The organism is Streptomyces sp. NPDC026246 (genome assembly GCF_055567995.1).
The window spans coordinates 135,775-155,984 of record NZ_JBVHPJ010000010.1; the positions used below are offsets into that span (position 1 = coordinate 135,775).

At 74.3% G+C, this 20,210-nt stretch carries 11 protein-coding genes; 7 read left to right on the top strand and 4 right to left on the bottom strand.

The genetic code is table 11. The features are described from left to right. The first annotated feature begins 20 nt into the window (after positions 1 to 20). Both gltB and ACZ4M5_RS24645 read left to right on the top strand, forming a co-directional pair. Entirely contained in the window at positions 21 to 4,628 is a 4,608-nt protein-coding gene (gene gltB / locus ACZ4M5_RS24640; protein WP_467739991.1) for a glutamate synthase large subunit, read from the top strand. After that, a complete protein-coding gene (locus tag ACZ4M5_RS24645) occupies positions 4,621 to 6,084 on the top strand; it encodes a glutamate synthase subunit beta (protein WP_467739992.1) in 1,464 nt (487 codons plus the stop codon). Before gltB ends, ACZ4M5_RS24645 begins: the two co-directional genes overlap by 8 nt. A 143-nt stretch (positions 6,085 to 6,227) precedes the next feature. Here ACZ4M5_RS24645 and ACZ4M5_RS24650 read toward each other — a convergent pair whose 3' ends face one another. Genes ACZ4M5_RS24650 through ACZ4M5_RS24660 form a run of 3 tightly spaced genes read right to left on the bottom strand, consistent with a single transcriptional unit; the run spans position 6,228 to position 13,265 of the window. Next, on the bottom strand, positions 6,228 to 7,190 hold the full coding sequence (locus ACZ4M5_RS24650; protein ID WP_467739993.1) for an ABC transporter ATP-binding protein: 963 nt from the start codon (positions 7,188 to 7,190) through the stop codon (positions 6,228 to 6,230). Continuing rightward, entirely contained in the window at positions 7,187 to 9,928 is a 2,742-nt protein-coding gene (locus ACZ4M5_RS24655; RefSeq protein ID WP_467739994.1) for an ABC transporter permease, read from the bottom strand. Before ACZ4M5_RS24655 ends, ACZ4M5_RS24650 begins: the two co-directional genes overlap by 4 nt. A gap of 1 nt (position 9,929) precedes the next feature. Next, positions 9,930 to 13,265, bottom strand: a complete 3,336-nt coding sequence (locus tag ACZ4M5_RS24660; protein WP_467739995.1) for an ABC transporter permease — start codon at positions 13,263 to 13,265, stop codon at positions 9,930 to 9,932. Between the two features lie 141 nt (positions 13,266 to 13,406). Between ACZ4M5_RS24660 and ACZ4M5_RS24665 the strand changes: the two genes are divergently transcribed. Both ACZ4M5_RS24665 and ACZ4M5_RS24670 read left to right on the top strand, forming a co-directional pair. Next, positions 13,407 to 14,138: an ABC transporter ATP-binding protein gene (locus ACZ4M5_RS24665; RefSeq protein ID WP_467739996.1), complete on the top strand. Its 732-nt coding sequence runs from the start codon at positions 13,407 to 13,409 to the stop codon at positions 14,136 to 14,138. A 12-nt stretch (positions 14,139 to 14,150) separates the two neighbouring features. Continuing rightward, entirely contained in the window at positions 14,151 to 14,885 is a 735-nt protein-coding gene (locus ACZ4M5_RS24670; RefSeq protein ID WP_467739997.1) for a vWA domain-containing protein, read from the top strand. Between the two features lie 549 nt (positions 14,886 to 15,434). Here the strand turns inward: ACZ4M5_RS24670 and ACZ4M5_RS24675 are convergent. After that, on the bottom strand, positions 15,435 to 16,319 hold the full coding sequence (locus ACZ4M5_RS24675) for a hypothetical protein (protein WP_467739998.1): 885 nt from the start codon (positions 16,317 to 16,319) through the stop codon (positions 15,435 to 15,437). Positions 16,320 to 16,457: 138 nt separating this feature from the next. On the opposite strand from ACZ4M5_RS24675, the gene ACZ4M5_RS24680 reads away from it, so the two are divergent. From ACZ4M5_RS24680 to pepN, 3 genes are all read left to right on the top strand, one after another. Then, a complete protein-coding gene (locus ACZ4M5_RS24680) occupies positions 16,458 to 16,844 on the top strand; it encodes a chorismate mutase (RefSeq protein ID WP_467739999.1) in 387 nt (128 codons plus the stop codon). Positions 16,845 to 16,958: 114 nt separating this feature from the next. Then, the gene (locus ACZ4M5_RS24685) at positions 16,959 to 17,510 is read left to right on the top strand and encodes a response regulator (protein ID WP_467740000.1); all 552 of its coding nucleotides are present in this window, start codon (positions 16,959 to 16,961) and stop codon (positions 17,508 to 17,510) included. A 67-nt stretch (positions 17,511 to 17,577) separates the two neighbouring features. Next, complete coding sequence (gene pepN / locus ACZ4M5_RS24690; protein WP_467740001.1) at positions 17,578 to 20,070, top strand: aminopeptidase N; 2,493 nt, start codon at positions 17,578 to 17,580, stop codon at positions 20,068 to 20,070. Positions 20,071 to 20,210: the final 140 nt, after the last annotated feature.

A 20,210-nucleotide genomic window follows, 5' to 3' on the forward strand; every position in this document is an offset into this window, starting at 1 on the left:
TGACGACGACGGGAGAGCCGATGCGTACGCCGCGCCAGCCGTCCCAGCACTCCACGAACGGCCGGAACTGGTCGTTCATGGATGCTCGCCCTGCTGCGCAGGGTATGTACGACCCCCGCAACGAGCACGACGCCTGCGGCGTCGGCTTCGTCGCCACCCTCACCGGCGAGGCGTCCCACACCCTGGTGGAACAGGCTCTGACCGTCCTGCGCAACCTCGAACACCGAGGCGCCACCGGCTCCGAGCCCGACTCCGGCGACGGCGCGGGCATCCTCTCGCAGGTCCCGGACGCCTTCTTCCGTGACGTGGCCGAATTCGAACTGCCCGCGGCGGGCTCCTACGCCGTCGGCATCGCCTTCCTGCCGGAGGACTCCACCGCGGACGCCGTCTCGCAGATCGAGACGATCGCCGCCGACGAGGGCCTCACCGTCCTCGGCTGGCGCGAGGTGCCGGTCGCGCCCCAGCTGCTGGGCGCCACCGCCCGGTCCACCATGCCGGTCTTCCGCCAGCTGTTCGTCGCCGACGGCTCCGCGGCGCCCGCCGCGGGTATCGCCCTGGACCGCAAGGCGTTCGTGCTGCGCAAGCGCGCCGAGCGCGAGGCCGGCGTGTACTTCCCGTCGCTGTCGGCGCGGACCATCGTCTACAAGGGCATGCTGACCACCGGCCAGCTGGAGCCCTTCTTCCCGGACCTGTCCGACCGCCGCTTCGCCTCCGCGATCGCGCTCGTGCACTCCCGGTTCTCGACGAACACCTTCCCGTCCTGGCCGCTGGCCCACCCCTACCGCTTCGTCGCGCACAACGGTGAGATCAACACCGTCAAGGGCAACCGCAACTGGATGGTGGCCCGCGAGTCGCAGCTCGTCTCCGACCTGTTCGGCTCCGACGAGAAGACCATCGACCGGATCTTCCCGGTCTGCACGCCCGACGCCTCCGACTCCGCCTCCTTCGACGAGGTCCTGGAGCTGCTGCACCTGGGCGGCCGGTCGCTGCCGCACTCCGTGCTGATGATGATCCCGGAGGCGTGGGAGAACCACGACTCCATGGACCCGGCCCGGCGCGCGTTCTACCAGTACCACTCCACGATGATGGAGCCCTGGGACGGCCCGGCCTGCGTCACCTTCACCGACGGCACCCAGGTCGGCGCGGTCCTCGACCGCAACGGCCTGCGTCCCGGCCGCTACTGGGTCACCGACGACGGCCTCGTCGTCCTCGGCTCCGAGGTCGGCGTCCTGGACATCGACCCGGCCAAGGTCGTCCGCAAGGGCCGCCTCCAGCCCGGCCGCATGTTCCTGGTGGACACCGCCGAGCACCGCATCATCGAGGACGACGAGATCAAGGCCCAGCTCGCCGCCGAGAACCCCTACCAGGAGTGGGTGGAGGCCGGCGAGATCGAGCTGTCCGACCTGCCCGAGCGCGAGCACATCGTGCACACCCACGCCTCGGTCACCCGCCGTCAGCAGACCTTCGGCTACACCGAGGAAGAGCTGCGCGTCATCCTCGCGCCGATGGCCAAGGCCGGCGCCGAGCCGATCGGCTCGATGGGCACCGACTCGCCGATCGCCGCCCTCTCGGACCGGCCGCGGCTGCTGTTCGACTACTTCACCCAGCTGTTCGCGCAGGTCACCAACCCGCCGCTGGACGCCATCCGCGAGGAGCTGGTCACCTCCCTGCGCAGCTCCCTCGGCCCGCAGGGCAACCTGCTGGAGCCGAACGCGGCCTCCTGCCGCAGCGTCCTGCTGCCCTTCCCGGTGATCGACAACGACGAGCTCGCCAAGCTCATCCACATCAACGCCGACGGCGACATGCCCGGCTTCAAGGCCGCGACCCTCTCCGGTCTCTACCGGGTGCACGGCGGCGGCGACTCGCTCGCCGCGCGCATAGAGGAGATCTGCGCCGAGGCCGACGCCGCCATCGAGAACGGCGCGCGCCTGATCGTCCTGTCGGACCGCCACTCCGACGCCGAGCACGCGCCCATCCCGTCGCTGCTGCTCACCGCCGCCGTGCACCACCACCTCATCCGCACCAAGCAGCGCACCCAGGTGGGCCTGCTGGTCGAGGCCGGGGACGTCCGCGAGGTGCACCACGTCGCGCTGCTCATCGGCTACGGCGCCGCCGCGGTCAACCCGTACCTGGCGATGGAGTCCGTCGAGGACCTGGTCCGCGCCGGCACCTTCCTGCCCGGCATCGAGCCCGAGCAGGCCATCCGCAACCTCATCTACGCCCTCGGCAAGGGCGTGCTGAAGGTCATGTCCAAGATGGGCATCTCGACCGTCGCCTCCTACCGCGGCGCCCAGGTCTTCGAGGCCGTCGGTCTCGACGAGGCCTTCGTCGCGAAGTACTTCAACGGCACGGCCACCAAGATCGGCGGTGTCGGCATCGACGTCGTCGCCAAGGAGGTCGCCGCCCGGCACGCCAAGGCCTACCCGGCCTCCGGCATCGCCCCGGCGCACCGCGCGCTGGACATAGGCGGCGAGTACCAGTGGCGCCGCGAGGGCGAGCCGCACCTGTTCGACCCCGAGACGGTCTTCCGCCTCCAGCACTCCACGCGCTCCGGCCGCTACGACATCTTCAAGAAGTACACCGAGCGCGTGAACGAGCAGTCCGAGCGGCTGATGACGCTGCGCGGCCTGTTCGGCTTCAAGTCCGGCCGCGAGCCGATCTCCGTCGACGAGGTCGAGCCGGTCTCCGAGATCGTCAAGCGCTTCTCCACCGGCGCCATGTCGTACGGCTCCATCTCGCAGGAGGCGCACGAGACGCTCGCCATCGCCATGAACCAGCTGGGCGGCAAGTCCAACACCGGCGAGGGCGGCGAGGACCCCGAGCGCCTGTACGACCCGGCACGCCGGTCGTCCATCAAGCAGGTCGCCTCCGGCCGCTTCGGTGTGACCTCCGAGTACCTGGTCAACTCCGACGACATCCAGATCAAGATGGCCCAGGGCGCCAAGCCCGGCGAGGGCGGCCAGCTGCCCGGCCACAAGGTCTACCCGTGGGTCGCCAAGACGCGGCACTCCACGCCCGGCGTGGGCCTGATCTCCCCGCCGCCGCACCACGACATCTACTCCATCGAGGACCTCGCCCAGCTGATCCACGACCTGAAGAACGCCAACCCCCAGGCGCGCATTCACGTCAAGCTGGTCTCCGAGGTCGGCGTGGGCACGGTCGCGGCCGGTGTGTCCAAGGCGCACGCGGACGTGGTGCTCATCTCCGGCCACGACGGCGGCACCGGCGCCTCGCCGCTCACCTCGCTGAAGCACGCCGGCGGTCCCTGGGAGCTCGGCCTCGCCGAGACCCAGCAGACCCTGCTGCTCAACGGCCTGCGCGACCGGATCGTCGTGCAGACCGACGGCCAGCTGAAGACCGGCCGCGACGTGGTCATCGCCGCGCTGCTCGGCGCCGAGGAGTTCGGTTTCGCGACCGCGCCGCTCGTCGTCTCCGGCTGCGTCATGATGCGCGTCTGCCACCTGGACACCTGCCCGGTCGGCATCGCCACCCAGAACCCGGTGCTGCGCGAGCGCTACACCGGCAAGGCCGAGCACGTCGTGAACTTCTTCCGGTACATCGCCGAAGAGGTTCGCGAGATCCTGGCCGAGCTGGGCTTCCGCTCCATCGAGGAGGCCGTCGGCCACGCCGAGGCCCTCGACGTCACCCGCGCGGTCGACCACTGGAAGGCGCAGGGCCTGAACCTGGAGCCGCTGTTCCACGTGCCCGAACTGCCCGAGGGCGCCGCCCGCCACCGGGTCGTCCCCCAGGACCACGGGCTGGAGAAGGCGCTCGACAACGAGCTGATCAGGCTCGCCGCCGACGCGCTCGCCGCACCCGGCGCCAACGAGGCCCAGCCGGTGCGCGCCCAGGTCGCGATCCGCAACATCAACCGCACGGTCGGCACCATGCTCGGCCACGAGGTGACGAAGAAGTTCGGTGGCGCGGGCCTGCCCGACGACACCATCGACATCACCTTCACCGGCTCCGCGGGCCAGTCCTTCGGCGCGTTCGTGCCGCGCGGCGTCACGCTGCGCCTGGAGGGCGACGCCAACGACTACGTCGGCAAGGGCCTGTCCGGCGGGCGGATCGTCGTCCGCCCGGACCGCGCGGCCGACCACCTCGCCGAGTACAGCGTCATCGCCGGCAACACCATCGGCTACGGCGCCACCGGCGGCGAGATGTTCCTGCGGGGCAAGACCGGTGAGCGGTTCTGCGTGCGCAACTCCGGCGCGACGGTGGTCTCCGAGGGCGTGGGCGACCACGGCTGCGAGTACATGACCGGCGGGCACGCGGTGGTGCTCGGCGAGACGGGCCGCAACTTCGCGGCCGGCATGTCCGGCGGCGTCGCCTACGTCATCGACCTCGACCGGGACAACGTCAACGCCGGCAACCTGGACGCCGTCCAGCTACTGGACGACGCCGACAAGCAGTGGCTGCACGACGTGGTCCGCCGCCACCAGGAGGAGACGGGCTCCACCGTCGCCGAGAAGCTCCTGGCCGAGTGGGACACCGCAGTGGAGCGCTTCAGCAAGATCATCCCCAGCACGTACCAGGCAGTGCTCGCCGCCAAGGACGCCGCCGAGCGAGCCGGTCTCTCCGAGACCGAGACCCACGAGAAGATGATGGAGGCGGCGATCAATGGCTGACCCGAAGGGCTTTTTGAACCACGGGCGCGAGCTCGCCACGTCCCGCCCCGTCGAGGAGCGCGTCCGGGACTGGAACGAGGTCTACGTCCCCGGCTCCCTGCTGCCGATCATCAGCAAGCAGGCCAGCCGGTGCATGGACTGCGGCATCCCGTTCTGCCACAACGGCTGTCCGCTCGGGAACCTCATCCCCGAGTGGAACGACTACGCCTACCGCGAGGACTGGGCCGCCGCCTCCGAGCGCCTGCACGCGACGAACAACTTCCCGGAGTTCACCGGCCGTCTGTGCCCGGCTCCGTGCGAGTCGGCGTGTGTGCTGGGCATCAACCAGGCGCCGGTCACCATCAAGAACGTCGAGGTCTCGATCATCGACAAGGCGTGGGAGACCGGGGACGTCGCCCCGCAGATCCCCGAGCGGCTGTCCGGCAAGACCGTCGCGGTCGTCGGCTCGGGCCCGGCGGGTCTGGCCGCCGCCCAGCAGCTGACCCGCGCCGGCCACACCGTCGCCGTCTACGAGCGCGCGGACCGCGTCGGGGGCCTCCTGCGGTACGGCATCCCCGAGTTCAAGATGGAGAAGCGGCACATCAACCGGCGTATCGAGCAGATGCGCGCGGAGGGCACCCGCTTCCGCACCGGCGTCGAGATCGGCCGCGACCTGAAGGCCACGGACCTGAAGAAGCGCTACGACGCGGTCGTCCTGGCCGTCGGCGCGACCACGGCCCGCGACCTGCCGGTGCCCGGCCGCGAGCTCAAGGGCATCTACCAGGCCATGGAGTACCTGCCGCTGGCCAACAAGGTGCAGGAGGGCGACTACGTCACCACTCCGATCTCGGCCGAGGGCAAGCACGTCGTGGTCATCGGCGGCGGCGACACCGGCGCGGACTGCGTGGGCACCGCCCACCGTCAGGGCGCGGCCTCCGTCACGCAGCTGGAGATCATGCCCCGCCCGGGCGGGGAGCGGCACCCCACCAACCAGCCCTGGCCGACCTTCCCGATGCTGTACAAGGTCACCTCGGCGCACGAGGAGGGCGGCGAGCGGGTCTACTCCGTCTCGACGACCCACTTCGAGGGCGACGAGGACGGCAACGTGCAGTGGCTGCACCTCACCGAGGTGGAGTTCATCGACGGCAAGCTGACCCCGAAGCCGGGCTCCGAGCGCAAGATCCCGGCCCAGCTGGTGACCCTCGCCATGGGCTTCACCGGCACCGACCGGGAGAACGGCCTGGTCGAGCAGTTCGGCCTGGAGCTCGACGAGCGCGGCAACATCGCCCGCGACGGCGACTACCAGACCAATGTGCCGGGCGTGTTCGTCGCCGGTGACGCCGGCCGCGGCCAGTCGCTCATCGTCTGGGCGATCGCCGAGGGCCGTTCGGCGGCGCGCGGGGTGGACCGCCACCTCACCGGCGCCAGCGACCTGCCGGCCCCGATCCGTCCGACGGACCGTGCGCTGATGGTCTGAGCGCACCCCCCTGACGTCCCGCACAAAGGCGTGCGGAACACCGACGGCGCCTGCCCACTGTCCCCGACCGGACGACCGGGCAGGCGCCGTCGAACCTTCCCGGGCCGTCCCCGCCGCGGGCCCGCGCTTCTCCGCCCGGGGCCTCAGCCGTCGCGGTCCTGGTCCGGCCACACCTGGATGTGGTCCTCCTCCAGCTCCAGCAGCACCCGGTCCCGCATGTCCAGGGCCGCCGTGTACTCGGACGGCAGCTGCAGCCGGCCGGCCCGGTCGAGCATGGCGTACTCACGGGCGACCAGGGACTCCTGGCCCGCCGCGTCCACCTCGGTGCGGCGCAGCACCTCCGTGGAGGTCCGGCCGTCGCGGATCGCCACCGTGCGGCGGACCTCGCCGGCGACCGCCTGGTCGTGCGTGACGACCACGACCGTGGTGCCCAGTTCCTCGTTGGCCCGGCGGAACGCCGCGAAGACCTGCTGCCCCGTCGCCGAGTCCAGCTCGCCCGTCGGCTCGTCGGCGAGCAGCACGGCCGGCTCGTTGGCCAGGGCGACCGCGATCGCCACCCGCTGCTGCTGGCCCCCCGACATCTGCGGCGGCCGCCGGTCCCGGCAGTCGGCGACCCCGAGCAGGGACAGCAACTCCTCGGCGCGTCCCGCCCGTTGCCTGCGCGGACGCCCCGCCAGCTGCATCGGCAGCACGACGTTCTGCGCCGCCGTCATGTACGGCAGCAGGTTGCGGGCCGTCTGCTGCCACACGAAGCCGACCACCTCGCGGCGGTAGCGCAGGCGCGCCTTCGCGTCCATCGCCAGCAGGTCGCGCCCCGCGACCCGCGCCGTCCCGGCCGTGGGCACGTCCAGGCCCGCCAGGATGTTCATCAGCGTCGACTTGCCGCTGCCGGACGCCCCGACCAGGGCCATCAACTCGCCCTCGCGCACCAGCAGATCGAGGCCCTGCAGCGCCTGCACCTCCACGGCGTCCCCGCCGCCGCGCGGGCTGAAGATCCGCACCAGCCGGTCGCAGGCGATCAGGGCGTCGTGGCCGTAGGCCGGCCGGTCGCGGTGGTGTGCCGCCCGCTGCTCCAGCTCTGCGAGCGACCGTGTCGTAGCGCTCAACGCAAGTCTCCTGCCCTGAGGTGGATGATCGGTGTGCGGCGCCCCGCCCACCAGGCCTGTGCCACGGCCACCGCCCCGGCCAGCAGCAGCGCGCCCGCCGCCGGCAGGGCCAGCGACCACACGTCGGCCCGCAGCACCGCACCGCCCGGGACGGTGACCCCGTACGCGTCGGCCAGGGCGAGGCGGTCCAGGTCGATGCCCGGCGCGAGCAGCCGGACCGCCGCCCAGCCCACGGCCACGCCCCCGCCCGCCGCGAGCAGCGCCAGGGGAAGTGCCTCCAGGCCCAGCAGCCGCCTCCCCTGACGGCTCGTCAGGCCCAGGGTGCGCAGCCGGGCCAGCAGGGCCGCACGCTCCGGTGCGGTCCGTGCCATGCCGAGCACCAGGGACAGCAGGGCGTAGCCGGTGCTCGCGGCGACGGCCCACCGGTAGATCCGTTCGGCGCCGGACTGCAGCGGCGAGCCGGACAGCGCGGCGCGCTCCTCGCTGCGCAGGGTGACCGACAGCCCGGCCCCCGTGCCGCGTACCGCCGCCCGCAGCGCGGCCCCGTCCAGCCCGGGACCGGCCGCCAGCAGGGCCGTGGCACCGCCGGAGCGGGGCAGACCGGCCGCGTCGACCAGCAGGAAGTCACCCTCCGGGACCGCCGGTGTGCCCGGCCGCACGGCGGTGATCCGCACCGTGACGGGCCCGCCGTCCGTCCCGATCCGGTGCGGGGCGCGGCCGAGCCGCTCGGCGACCCCGGGGGAGGCGACGGCACCGAGCACCCCGCCTCCCGTCGCCAGCCGGTCGGCGGTGAAGTCCCCGAGGCCCGTGCGCCGGGCCAGTGCCGCGTAGGCGTCCGGATCGACGGCGACCACCGTCAGGGACCGCTTGTCCTCGGACACGCGCTCCGCGGCGTAGGAGACACCCACGGCCGCCACCTCCCGTACGCCCGGCACCTCCCGCACCGCCCGCTCCAGGCCCGCCGGGAGCGCCGAGCCGTCGGACGTGTCCACCCGTGCGTCCGCGCCGGTCCGCAGCAGCGCTGCCCGGTCCCGGGCGTCCGCCACCCCGCTCAGCACCGACCCGCCGAACGCGGCCGTCGTCAGGGCCGTCAGCAGAGCCAGCAGCGGCAGCGTGGCGACCGCCGCCGGTGAGCGGCCAGCCCGGGCCAGCGCCAGGAACCCGACCGCCCCGCGCAGCCGCCCGGCCGGGCCGGAGGCCCACCGCAGGGGCAGCGGGTACAGCCGCACCAGGACCAGCGCCGCGACCAGCCCGACGAGCACCGGGGCGGCGCTCACCAGCACGTCCGCCGAGTCTCCGGCGCCCCGGCGGCGCAGGGCCGCCACCGAGCCCACGGCCAGCACCAGCAGGGTCAGCTCGGCGACCGTCCGCCGCCCCCCGGGCCCGGCGTGCGTGAGGTCGCCGCGCTCCGGGTGCGTACGCGGTCTGCGGTGCGCCACCACCGCCCGCACCGGCAGCGCGGCGCAGGCGAACACGGCCACGGCGCCCGCCCCGAGCACGGACGGCAGCAGCCGGGCCCCGTCCACGGCGAGCACCGCCAGCAGCAGACCGCAGACGGCGGCCGGCAGCGCCGGCACGGCGCTCTCCGCCAGCAGCCGCCCGCCGATCCCGGCCAGGGAACCGCCCCGGGCCCGCAGCAGGGCCAGTTCGGTGTCCCGGCGGGCCGCCGCCAGACCGCCGCTCATCACCAGGACGACCACGGCGACCGCGCCGATCCCGACGGCCCCGACGGCGACCACGGGCGTGATCGCGTCACGGGTCCGGGCGTACCCGCCCACGACCTCCTCCAGGCCCGTGAACACCTGCGCCGTCGGACCGGCGGCACCGCGCATGCGCACCAGTCCCGGGCCGTCCTCCAGGGACGCCACCCGGTCGAGCAGCGCCGGGGCGTCCGCCGCGGTCAGCCGCTGCGTGGCGGGCGCGAACCGCCAGTACCGCTCCGGCTCGCCCAGCCCGTCGAGCAGCGCCGGAGCTGCCTCCGGCGCCAGCAGGACGCCCGCCTCCCAGTAGAACTGCGGCGGACGGCCCCCGTCGCTCGCCAGTGCCGGTGAGCGCAGGAGGGGCTCCGCCGACCAGTAGCTGCGTCCCGGGTGCCGGGGTTCCAGGACGCCGGTGACCCGGACGGTCAGCGGGCGGCCCGGGAAGCCGTCCAGGGTGAGCGTGGAGCCGGCCCGCAGCCGCAGCGTCCGGGCCGTCTCGGCGGTCACGGCGCCCTCCACCGTCCTGGTGTCCACGCCCACCGGGCCGCCGGCGGCGGGCACCCTGCCCTCCCGCACCGTGGCGTGAGCGGCCGCGCCCGACTGCGCGAGCAGGGTGAACCGGGGCGGCAGCCCGTCCGGACGGGGCAGCCCCGCGTCCAGGGCCTGCAGGCTCTTGCCGGTCCGCACGCCGTGCGCCGACTGGGCCGGGTCCACCCGCAGCGGCCGGGGCAGCAGCGACCGCGCCCGGGCGTCCACCTCGGCGAGCGCCTCCGGCCGGACCTCGTCCTCCCGCGCCCGCTCCGGCCGCTCCAGGCCGGGCTGGGCCGTCTTCAGCTCCAGCACGGTCGACTCGGGAGCGGCCGAGGCCACGGCCTCGCGCAGCCCGTGCGTCTCGTAGGCCTCCACGGCCCGGGGCAGCACCGCCGCGAGGAAGGCCGTGACCAGCACCAGCACCCCGAAGGCGACGGCGGCCCAGGGCGCGGTCCGCAGCCGGGTGCGCACCCAGGAGGCGTCCGCTACGTGCCTGTCCGACGGCATGTCAGTCCTCCCCCTGGTGACGCAGCGCGACCGCCGGCTCGGCGCGTGGCAGCGCCGACGCGGCCGTGATCAGCACCAGCGGTGCGGCCACCCCGGCGACGAGCAGGGCCACCTGCCCCACCGGCAGTTCCACGAGGACGGGCGGCACCGGCCGCGCCGCCCCCGACGTCAGCACGATCAGCGGCACCACGGCCCGGGTCAGCACCGTGCCCAGCACGAGCCCGGCCAGCAGACCGACCCCGACGAGCAGGCTCTGCTCCGTGGCGACGAGCCGGGCCAGGTCCCGGCGGGGCGTGCCCAGGGCGCGCAGCACCGCGAACTCCGCCGACCGCTCCCGCCGCGCCCCGGCCGCGCTCACCGCGAAACCCCCGGCGGCCAGGACCACGGCCGCCACCGCCACCGCCGTCAGCGCCGAACGCGGCCCGGCGCCCAGCGGATCACGCAGCAGATCCGCCGCGGCCTCGTCGCGCACCAGCACCTGCTGCGCCTCCAGGTCCGGTCGCGCCCGCAGCGCCGCCGCGACCTCGGCGGCCCTGCCGGGCGCGGCGCTCACCCACCACTCCGTGGGCGTGAGCGCCGTGGTGCCCCGCTGCGCCAGCACGGCGTCGACGGCCCGCAGATCGAGCAGCAGCGCCCCGCCGGCCACACTCTGCCCGGCCGTGTCACTGCCGGCGGTGGGCAGTTCCCGCACCACCCGCACGATCCGCACCCGCAACTGCTCCCCGGCCAGCGGGACGTCGACGCTGTCGCCGGGCGCGGCACCCGAGGCCCGCAGGAAGTCCCGCGTGGCCACGGCGGCCAGGGTGCGCGGGGCCCGGGCCCCGGCGGTGTCGGCCCGCACCGTCCACACCGGCGCCGCGCCGTACCCGTCGTCACCACCGGCGCCGGTCGCGTACGACAGGGACAACGGCGCGGTGTCCGACGCGTCCGGTGCGGCGGAGGCGCGGGAGAGGACCTCGCCGTTGCGGGTCACGGTCCGCCCGCCCTGCCAGCGGGTCCCGGGGGCCACCCGCACGGTGCGCGCGGGACCGTCGGGACCCGTGGCGAGCAGCCGCTCGACGGTGAAGCGGTGCCGCTCGGCACGGTCGGCCGGAACGGTGTCGTCGAGCTGCAGACCGGTCAGTCGCAGCGGTCCGGCCGGAGCGGCACGGCGGCCCGTCGCCGTCCGGTCCAGCTCCAGCGTCACGCGGTGGACCCGGCCGTCCACCGGGACGTTCCCGGCGCCCAGCCGGTAGGCGATGCCGTAGGCGTCCTCGACCACCACCGTCAGCAGGGGCGTACGTCCCGACGGGGAGCGTCCGCCGGGGGCACGCTCGTCGGTGATCCGCACGTCCAGTGCCAGGCGCCGCGTGCCCCCGGGAAGCCGCACGGCCCGGTCCTCGTCGAGCGGGGGCGGGGCCAGGGCCCGCAGCAACTCGTCCGGCGGCTCGTCGGCGAGGTCACCGCGCATCAGCATCCCGTCCCCGGCGCGGGAGGTGTCCAGCGCGAGGACCGTCGCCTCCCGGTCCCCGGACAGACTCAGCGCGGCACGGTGCGCGGGGGCGGCCGCGCGGGCCCCGGGCAGCGCCGCGTAGAGCCCGCTCTGGCCGGGGCTGCCCGGCCGGTGGTCCAGCACCCGGACGGCGGCGCCCGTGCGGAAGTCGGCCTGGTCGTCCTGCGACCGGTCCCAGGACGCGCCGTGCCCGATGGCCAGCATGCCGGTGGCGACGGCGACGATCAGCAGCAGCACCGGACCCGCCCCGCGCAGCGGACGCCGGCTGAACTGCCAGCCCGCCAGCGCCGCCGGCAGTCCGCGTCCGCTCGCCGACCGGCGTTCCGCCAGCCGCGCCGCGAACGGCAGCACACGCAGCGTCAGCACCGTGCCCGCCAGCAGCGCCAGCGCGGGCGCCGCGACCAGCAGCGGATCCATGCCCAGCCGCCCGGCCCGGTCCCGGCCGATCACCCCGCCGCCCGCCGCACCGGACTGCCGCTGCAACTGCCAGTACGCCACGCCCGCGATCAGCAGCAGGGCGAGGTCCGCACCCGCCCGCACCGGGGCGGCCGACGTCGCCGCCCGCACCCGGCGCAGCCGCGCGGGCGCGTCCGCCGCCCCCGTCAGCGCGGGCGCCACCACCGCCACCGCGCACACCAGCGCGACCCCGCCCGCGACCAGCCACACCCCGCCCGACGGGGCGCCGCCGAGCCGGAGCCCGATCCGCTCCAGCGAGGACCACCCGGCGAGCAGCCGGGCCAGCGGCCCCGACAGCAGCGCGGCACATACCGCGGCGGGCACCGCGAGCAGCAGCGCCTCCAGCCCGGCCAGCGACGCGATCCGGCCCCGCGAGGCGCCCCGGGCCCGCAACAGCTCTGTCTCTCCCGCCCGTTCACTGCTCAGCAGCCGCGCCACCAGCAGCAGCGCGTACCCGGCGAGCAGCACCAGCTGCAGGGAGACGATCAGCAGGGTGGAGCGGGACACCAGCAGGGCCCGCTCGACGCGGTCCAGGACCTCGGGCAGCCCGGTGCGCACGTCCGCCGAGCCGCCCAGGGCCGGCTCCTCGCGCAGCAGGGCGGCCGACCGGACGGTCGCCCTGCGCAGGGCGCCGAGGGAGCCGGTGGTCAGCCCGCGGTGGTCGGCCGTCGCCACCCAGCCGGTGCCACCCCGCGTGACGCGACCCGAGGCGAGCACCGACCCGTCGGCCAGCAGCGGCCCGTACGTGGTGAAGGCGACCGTGCGCACCCCCTGGCCGCCGAGCGTGTCGGCCTGCCAGTACGGGTCGGAGCCGTCGGCCGTCCGGTACACGCCGGTCACCCGCACGCGCACCGGCTCACCGCCCAGCCGGTCGGTCAGAGTGAGGCGCGCCCCGGGCCGCAGCTTCAGCCGGTGGGCGGCCGGCTCCGGCACGGCGACGGGCACGGCGCCCGTCCGGGACACCGGAGCCGCAGCGGGCAGCGCGCCCGCGACGAGTTCGACCCGGGACCGGTCCAGGGCGGCGAGCAACGTCAGATCGGGCTGCCCGGCACGCGCGTCCGCGCTCTGCAGCGACCGGGGCAGCGCGTACGGCCCGGAACGCTCCAGCCGCCGTACGGTCACCGGCAGTCCGCCGAACGCCTCGCGCGCCCCGCGCTGAACCGCACGCTGCGCCGCGCCTCGCTTCCCGGGCGGCACGTCCGCCTCGACCACGAGGGAGGCGGCGGCCCGGGACCTGCCGTCCAGCGTGGAGCGCAGCGCGGCGTCCCCGACGGAGCCGGAGAAGGCCGTGAGCGCGGCGAGCACCGAGGTGGTCAGCAGCGCGGCGAGCAGGGCGGCGACGATCAGCAGCCGATGCGCGCGCAGACGCAGCAGCACCAAGCCTGTCACTGTTCCCCCACCCCGTCGGCCGAGCAGCTCCCTCCCCCCAACGCGCCATGCATATCACGGAGTCGACGGCCCGGCACATGTGTGCGAAAGGGGAGTCGTCCCACTCTTGACCATTCGGCGCGTTGCGTATGGGATGCGGTGATGACCGAGAACACCAGCCCCGGAACCGGCGTCGTCCTCGCCGACGGCCCGTCCGGCGAGCCGATGCTCCGGGTCGAGGACGTGCACCATTCCTACGGCACGGGCGCCGCCGCCGTGCACGCCCTGCGCGGGGCCTCGTTCGCCGTCCGGCGCGGCGAACTCGTCGCCCTCAAAGGCCGTTCGGGCTCGGGCAAGACCACGCTGCTGCACCTGATCGGCGGCCTGGACTCCCCGCAGAGCGGCCGCGTCGTCGTGGACGGCACCGACCTGTCGGCCCTGGACGACAGCGGACTGCTCGCCCTGCGCCGCGACCGGATCGGCTTCGTCTTCCAGTCGTTCGGGCTCATCCCGATCCTGACCGCCGCCGAGAACGTGGGCGTGCCGCTGCGGCTGCGCCGGGCCGAGGTGCGCGAACGCGAGGAACGGGTGGCGCTGCTGCTGGCCCTGGTGGGCCTGGCCGGGCACGAGGCACAGCGGCCCGCCGAGCTCTCCGGCGGCCAGCAGCAGCGGGTCGCCATCGCCCGCGCCCTCGCCAACCGCCCGGCCCTGCTCCTCGCCGACGAGCCGACCGGGCAGCTCGACGCCGCCACCGGCCTGGCGGTGATGGAACTGCTGCGGGCCGTGGTGCGCAGCGAGGGCGTCACGGCTCTCGTCGCCACCCACGACCCCCAACTCCTCGGCCTGGCCGACCGGGTGCTGGAACTGAGCGACGGAGTGGTCGTCGAGGAGTGAGAGAGTGAGGCCATGACCGCGATCAGCCCGAGCAAGGTGCAGGAGAGCGCCCCCGCGCTGGTGGACCACTACCGGAGCGCCGGGGTCAGCCTCGTGAAGCACGGGCTGGACGGGCTGCGGGCCGCGGTCTACCTCGTCGTCGACCACTCCGGCTCCATGAAGCCGTACTACAAGGACGGCAGCGTGCAGGCGCTCGCCGACCGGGTGCTCGGACTGTCGGCGCACCTCGACGACGACGGGACCGTGCCGGTGGTGTTCTTCTCCACGGACGTCGACGCCGAGACCGAGATCACCCTGGCCGGACACGAGGGGCGCATCGAGCAGATCGTGGCCGGCCTCGGGCACATGGGCAGGACCAGCTACCACCTGGCGATGGACGCCGTCATCGACCACTACCTCGACAGCGGCACGGCCGAACCCGCCCTGGTCGTCTTCCAGACCGACGGAGGGCCGATCAACAAGCTCGCCGCCGAGCGCTACCTGTGCAAGGCGGCCCGGCTGCCGCTGTTCTGGCAGTTCGTCGGGTTCGGCGACCCGCACAGCAAGCAGTTCGACTTCCTGCGCAAGCTCGACGAACTGGCCGTGCCGGGCAGACGGGCCGTCGACAACGCCGGGTTCTTCCACGCCGGCACCGACCCCCGCACGGTGCCGGACGCCGAACTGTACGACCGGCTGGTGGACGGGTTCCCCGCGTGGCTCACGGCCGCGAGGGCCGCCGGCATCGTCCGGGACCGCGCCACTGGCTGACCCGCGCGCCTCGCCCGCGGGCACATCCGCACGCTTTGCGGGTCCGGTGGGCGTTTCTGCGCGCCTTGCGGTTCTCGGTGGGCACACTCGCACGCCTTGCAGGTCCTGGTGGGCGTACCCGCGCGCCTTGCGGGCCTCGTTGGGCTATCCGCGTGCCCCCGAGGGTTCCGGTGGGCTATCCGCGTGCCCCCGAGGGTTCCGGTGGGCTATCCGCGTGCCCCCGAGGGTTCCGGTGGGCGTACCCGCTGCGCCTCGCGGGGCCGGCCGGCACACCCGCCCGGTGGGTCCCGGCGGGCACACTCGCACGCACGGAGGTCTCGGTCGGCATACCCGCGCCCCTCGCGGGTCTCGGTGAGCATGTCCGCGCGTCTCGCGGGTCCCGGTAGGTGGCCCCGCGCCCCTCGCGGGTCCCGGCCGGCACACCCGCATGCCCCGCGGGCCCCGGCCGGCATACCCGCCCGGCGCTGGCCCCGGCCGGCATGCCCGCCCGGCGCACACCCCGAGGGGGTGACGCGCGGGCTCCGGTCGGCACGCCCGCCCGGCGCGGCGTCACGTGTCGCACTCCAGCACACTCCGGCACAGCGCGCAGCGGACCCGCACCCGGCCCTGGACCGGCACCCTGATGCGCTGCTCGCAGGTCGGGCAGGGGAACGACACCCGCAACCGCCCGTCCGCGTCCGCCGAGAAGGCGTACCGCACCCCCGGCTGCGGCCCTTCCGACGCGAGCCGCCGGTCCCGGGCGTAGCGGCGCCGGCCTGCCCAGCCCGCCGCCGTCAACGGCGGCTGCCGCCCGTCCCGCCGGGCCAGTTCCATGCCCTTGCCGTACGCCGTGTACGCCTGCGCGCTGGTGAACCACACCGCCGGGTCCTCCCCGAACACCAGCGCCCGCTTGGCCAGCACGTACCCGAACTCCTCCGGCGTGAGGTAGCCCAGCTTCTGCGACGACGCCCCGTCCTCCCGGTAGGCGTCCAGCAGCAGCCAGCCCGCGCCCAGGTAGGCCGCCGCCGTGTCGGTGAGGATCTCGTTGTCCCGCACGCCCGGGAACGACAGGTCCAGCCGGTGCAGATACACATGCGCCACCTCGTGCGCGAGCGCCGCCCCGATGTCCCGCCGATGCGTACGGAACCGGTCGTTCAGCTCCACGAAGTACTCCGGCCCCGCCGTCAGTTCCACGTTCGCCGCGTGCCGCATCTCCCGGAAACCCACGATCAGCCGCGCGTCCGGCAGCCGGTAGTGGCGCACCAGCTCGTGCGCCACCCGCTGCGCCCCCAGATGCAGGTCGTCGGTGTCGCAGAACGCCACGTCCGCCGGGACCACACTCGTCGCGAACGTCCGGACCGTGACGTGGGACAGCCGCCGGTACAGCGCCGTGACGGCGGCGCGCACCGTCTCCAGATGCGGGTAGCCGTGCTCGACCGGCCCGTCGTTCGCCACGCCTCACCCCCAGGACGCCCGGGAACCCGCTTCCACTGTACGAGGACGCACCCGTGTACGAGGACGCACCCGCACCGGGCCGCCGAGGCGTGAGACGCCCCGCGGCCGGGCCGCCCCGTCCCCGTAGGCTTCCGCCCCATGACCACCAGCAACACCGGTACCGACGACGCCCGGCCCGGCGTCCGTGAGGAGCTCGCGCGCCTGCGCGACAGCATCGACAACATCGACGCCGCCGTCGTGCACATGCTCGCCGAGCGCTTCAAGGCCACCCAGCAGGTCGGCCTCCTCAAGGCCCGGCACCAGCTGCCGCCCGCCGACCCCGCCCGCGAGGCCCGCCAGATCGCCCGGCTGCGCGCCCTGGCCGAGGACGCCAAGCTGGACCCGGCCTTCGCCGAGAAGTTCCTGAACTTCATCGTCGCCGAGGTCATCCGCCACCACGAGCGCATCGCCGAGGAAGCACTCAACGGCACGGCCGTCCCCGCCGAGACCCCCGCCACCACCGGCGACCGGCCACCGGGGGAGTGACACCGCGGCCCGCGCCGGGCATGCTGCGCTGAGCACAGCATGTCAGCCGACGCGCACTGCGCGTCAGCGTCCCGGACCTACTCTGGTCCTCCACGAGGGAGGGGGCGTCGGGCCATGCCGTCGGATACCAGGATCCTCATCGTCGACGACCACGAGGACACGCTGTACGCGCTGGAGAGCGCCCTGGCCCCCCTGGGCCACCGCATCAGCCGCGCCACCAGCGGTGACGAGGCGCTCAAGCAGGTCCTCCGCGGCGGGGTCGGCCTGCTCCTGCTCGACGTGCGCATGCCCGGCCTGGGCGGCCTGGAGGTGGTGCGCTACATGCGCCGCGTCGAACAGACCCAGCACATTCCGGTCATCCTGCTGACCGGTTTCGGAGTCGACCACGCCCTGGCCACCACCGCGTTCCGCCTCGGCGTCGCCGACCTCCTCCTCAAGCCCGTCGACCCCTGGGCCCTGCGCACCAAGGTCCGCTACCTCTACGACACCCACCGCCGGCACCTCGCCCTGGAACGGGAGGTCCGCCGGCTGCGCACCCTGGCCCGGGAGCACCCCGGCACCCCCGCACACCCCGCCAGCCCCGTCCTGCCCCACCCCGACGCCCACGTACCCACCCAGCGGCCCCAGGGGGCGCACGCCGGGGAGCTCGAGAAGGACCGCGGCTGAGACCGGACATTGCGCACGTACCGATCCGCCTCTGTGCCGCGCCGACGCCATCAGGCAGCATGTCTGCATGTCCGTACTGACGCGCGACGAAGCGCAGGCCCGAGCAGAGCTCCTCGACGTCCACCGCTACACCGTCGAACTCGACCTGACCGGCGGTGACGAGACCTTCGGCTCCCGCACCCTGATCAGCTTCGCCGCCCGCGCGGCCGGGGACACGTTCGTCGAGGTCAAGCCCGCCGAGCTGCACTCCGCCACCCTCGACGGACAGCCCCTGGACCCCGAGGCCCTCGACGGCAACCGGCTCCCGCTGAGGAACCTCGCCCCCGGCGAGCACGAACTGCGCCTGGACGCCCGCATGCGCTACTCCCGCACCGGCGAGGGCATGCACCGCTTCACCGACCCCACCGACGGCGAGACCTACGTCTACACCCAGCTGTTCATGGAAGACGTCCAGCGCGTCTTCGCCGCCTTCGACCAGCCCGACCTGAAAGCCGTCTTCGAACTGTCGGTCACCGCCCCGCAGGGCTGGACCGTCCTCGCCAACGGCATCACCACACACAGCGACGGCGTGTGGCGGGCCGCCCCCACCCCCCTGATCTCCACCTACCTCGTCGCCGTCGCCGCCGGCCCCTGGCACTCCGTGCGCACCGAGCACCGCGGCCTGCCCTTCGGCCTGCACTGCCGCCGCTCCCTCGCCCCCTACCTGGACGCCGACGCCGACGAACTCCTCGACGTCACCCGCGCCTGCTTCGACCGGTACCACGAGAAGTTCGACGAGCCGTACCCCTTCGACTCCTACGACCAGGCCTTCGTCCCCGAATTCAACGCGGGCGCCATGGAGAACCCCGGCCTGGTCACCTTCCGCGACGAGTTCGTCTACCGCTCCGCCGTCACCGACACCGAGCGGCAGACCCGCGCGATGGTCATCGCCCACGAGATGGCCCACATGTGGTTCGGCGACCTCGTCACCCTCAAGTGGTGGGACGACATCTGGCTGAACGAGTCCTTCGCCGAGTACATGGGCTACCAGACCCTCACCGAGGCCACCCGCTTCACCGACACCTGGACCGACTTCGCCGTCACGCGCAAGTCCTGGGGCTACGACGCCGACCAGCGCCCCTCCACCCACCCCGTCGCCCCCGAGGCCGTCGACGACACCGCCTCCGCCCTGCTCAACTTCGACGGCATCTCCTACGCCAAGGGGGCCAGCGCCCTGCGGCAACTCGTCACCTGGCTCGGCGAGAAGGACTTCCTCGCCGGCATCAACGCCCACTTCGCCCGGCACAAGTTCGGCAACGCCACCCTCGCCGACTTCATCGACAACCTCGCCGGCGCCACCGACCGCGACGTCCACGCCTGGGCCGACGCCTGGCTGCGCACCACCGGCGTCGACACCCTCACCCCGCGGATCGTCCCCGGCGAACAGGGCCTGTGCGCCCTCGCCACCGACCGCGCCGGCAGCCGCCCGCACCGCGTCGCCGTCGGCCTGTACGACCGCGACCTCGGTGACGACGGCGGACAGCTCGTCCTGCGCGAACGCCTCCACCTGGACCTCCCGCAGACCGGGGACCACCCCATCGGCAAGCGCCCCGCGCTGCTCCTCCTCAACGACGGCGACCTCACCTACGCCAAGGTCCGCTTCGACCCCGAGTCCTTCGACACCGTCCGCAAGGACCTGTCCGGCCTGCCCGAACCGCTCACCCGCGCCGTCGTCTGGAACGCCCTGCGCGACGCCGTACGCGACGGCGAACTCGCCCCCGCCGCCTACCTGGAGACCGCCCGGGCCCACCTGCCGCTGGAGACCGACCTGGCCGTCGTCCAGGGCGTGCTCGCGTTCGCCTCCACCTACGTCACCGACCGCTACCTCACCCCCGACCAGCGGCCCGCCGCGCTCGCCACCCTGTCCGAGCTGTGCCGCGACCTCATCCGCCGCACCGAGGACGGCGACAACCCCGGCCTGCGCCTGATCGCGGTCCGCCACCGCATCGACGTGGCCGCCCACCCCGACACCATCGCCGCCTGGCTCGCCGACGGCACCGTCCCCGGCGGACCCGAGCTCGACCCGGAGCTGCGCTGGCGCGTGCTCGCCCGGCTCGCCGCCCTCGGCGCGACCGACGAGGCCGCCATCGACGCGGAACTCGCACGCGACCCGAGCGCCACCGGCCAGGAGGGCGCCGCCCTGTGCCGGGCCGCCCTGCCCGACCCGGAGGCCAAGGAACGCGCCTGGCAGGCCATGTTCGGCTCCGACGACCTGTCCAACTACCTCTTCACCGCCACCGCCCGCGGCTTCTGGCAGCCCGAGCAGAGCGACCTCGTCGGCCCCTACGTGCCGCGCTTCTACGCCGACGCCGTCGCCCTCGCCGACCGGCGCGGCCCCGCGATGGCCGACGCGGCGGGCCGTTGGGCCTTCCCCGCACACGCCGTCGACCCGGACAACCTCCGTCTCGGCGAACAGTGCCTGACGGACGCCGCCCCCAGCCCGGCCCTGCGCCGCAAACTGACCGACCAACTGGACGACCTCAGGCGTGCGCTGCGGGTCAGGGGCGCAACGGAGAACTGACCGGGGGACGACCCGGAGGGCGGCTGCGGGGACCGCCCACCGCCGGGCCCGGAGGCGCCCGGGCCCCCTCACCCGGCGGCCACACGAGCAACCGGCTCGGCCGGCACGGATGATCGGGCACCACCGACACACCCGGCAGG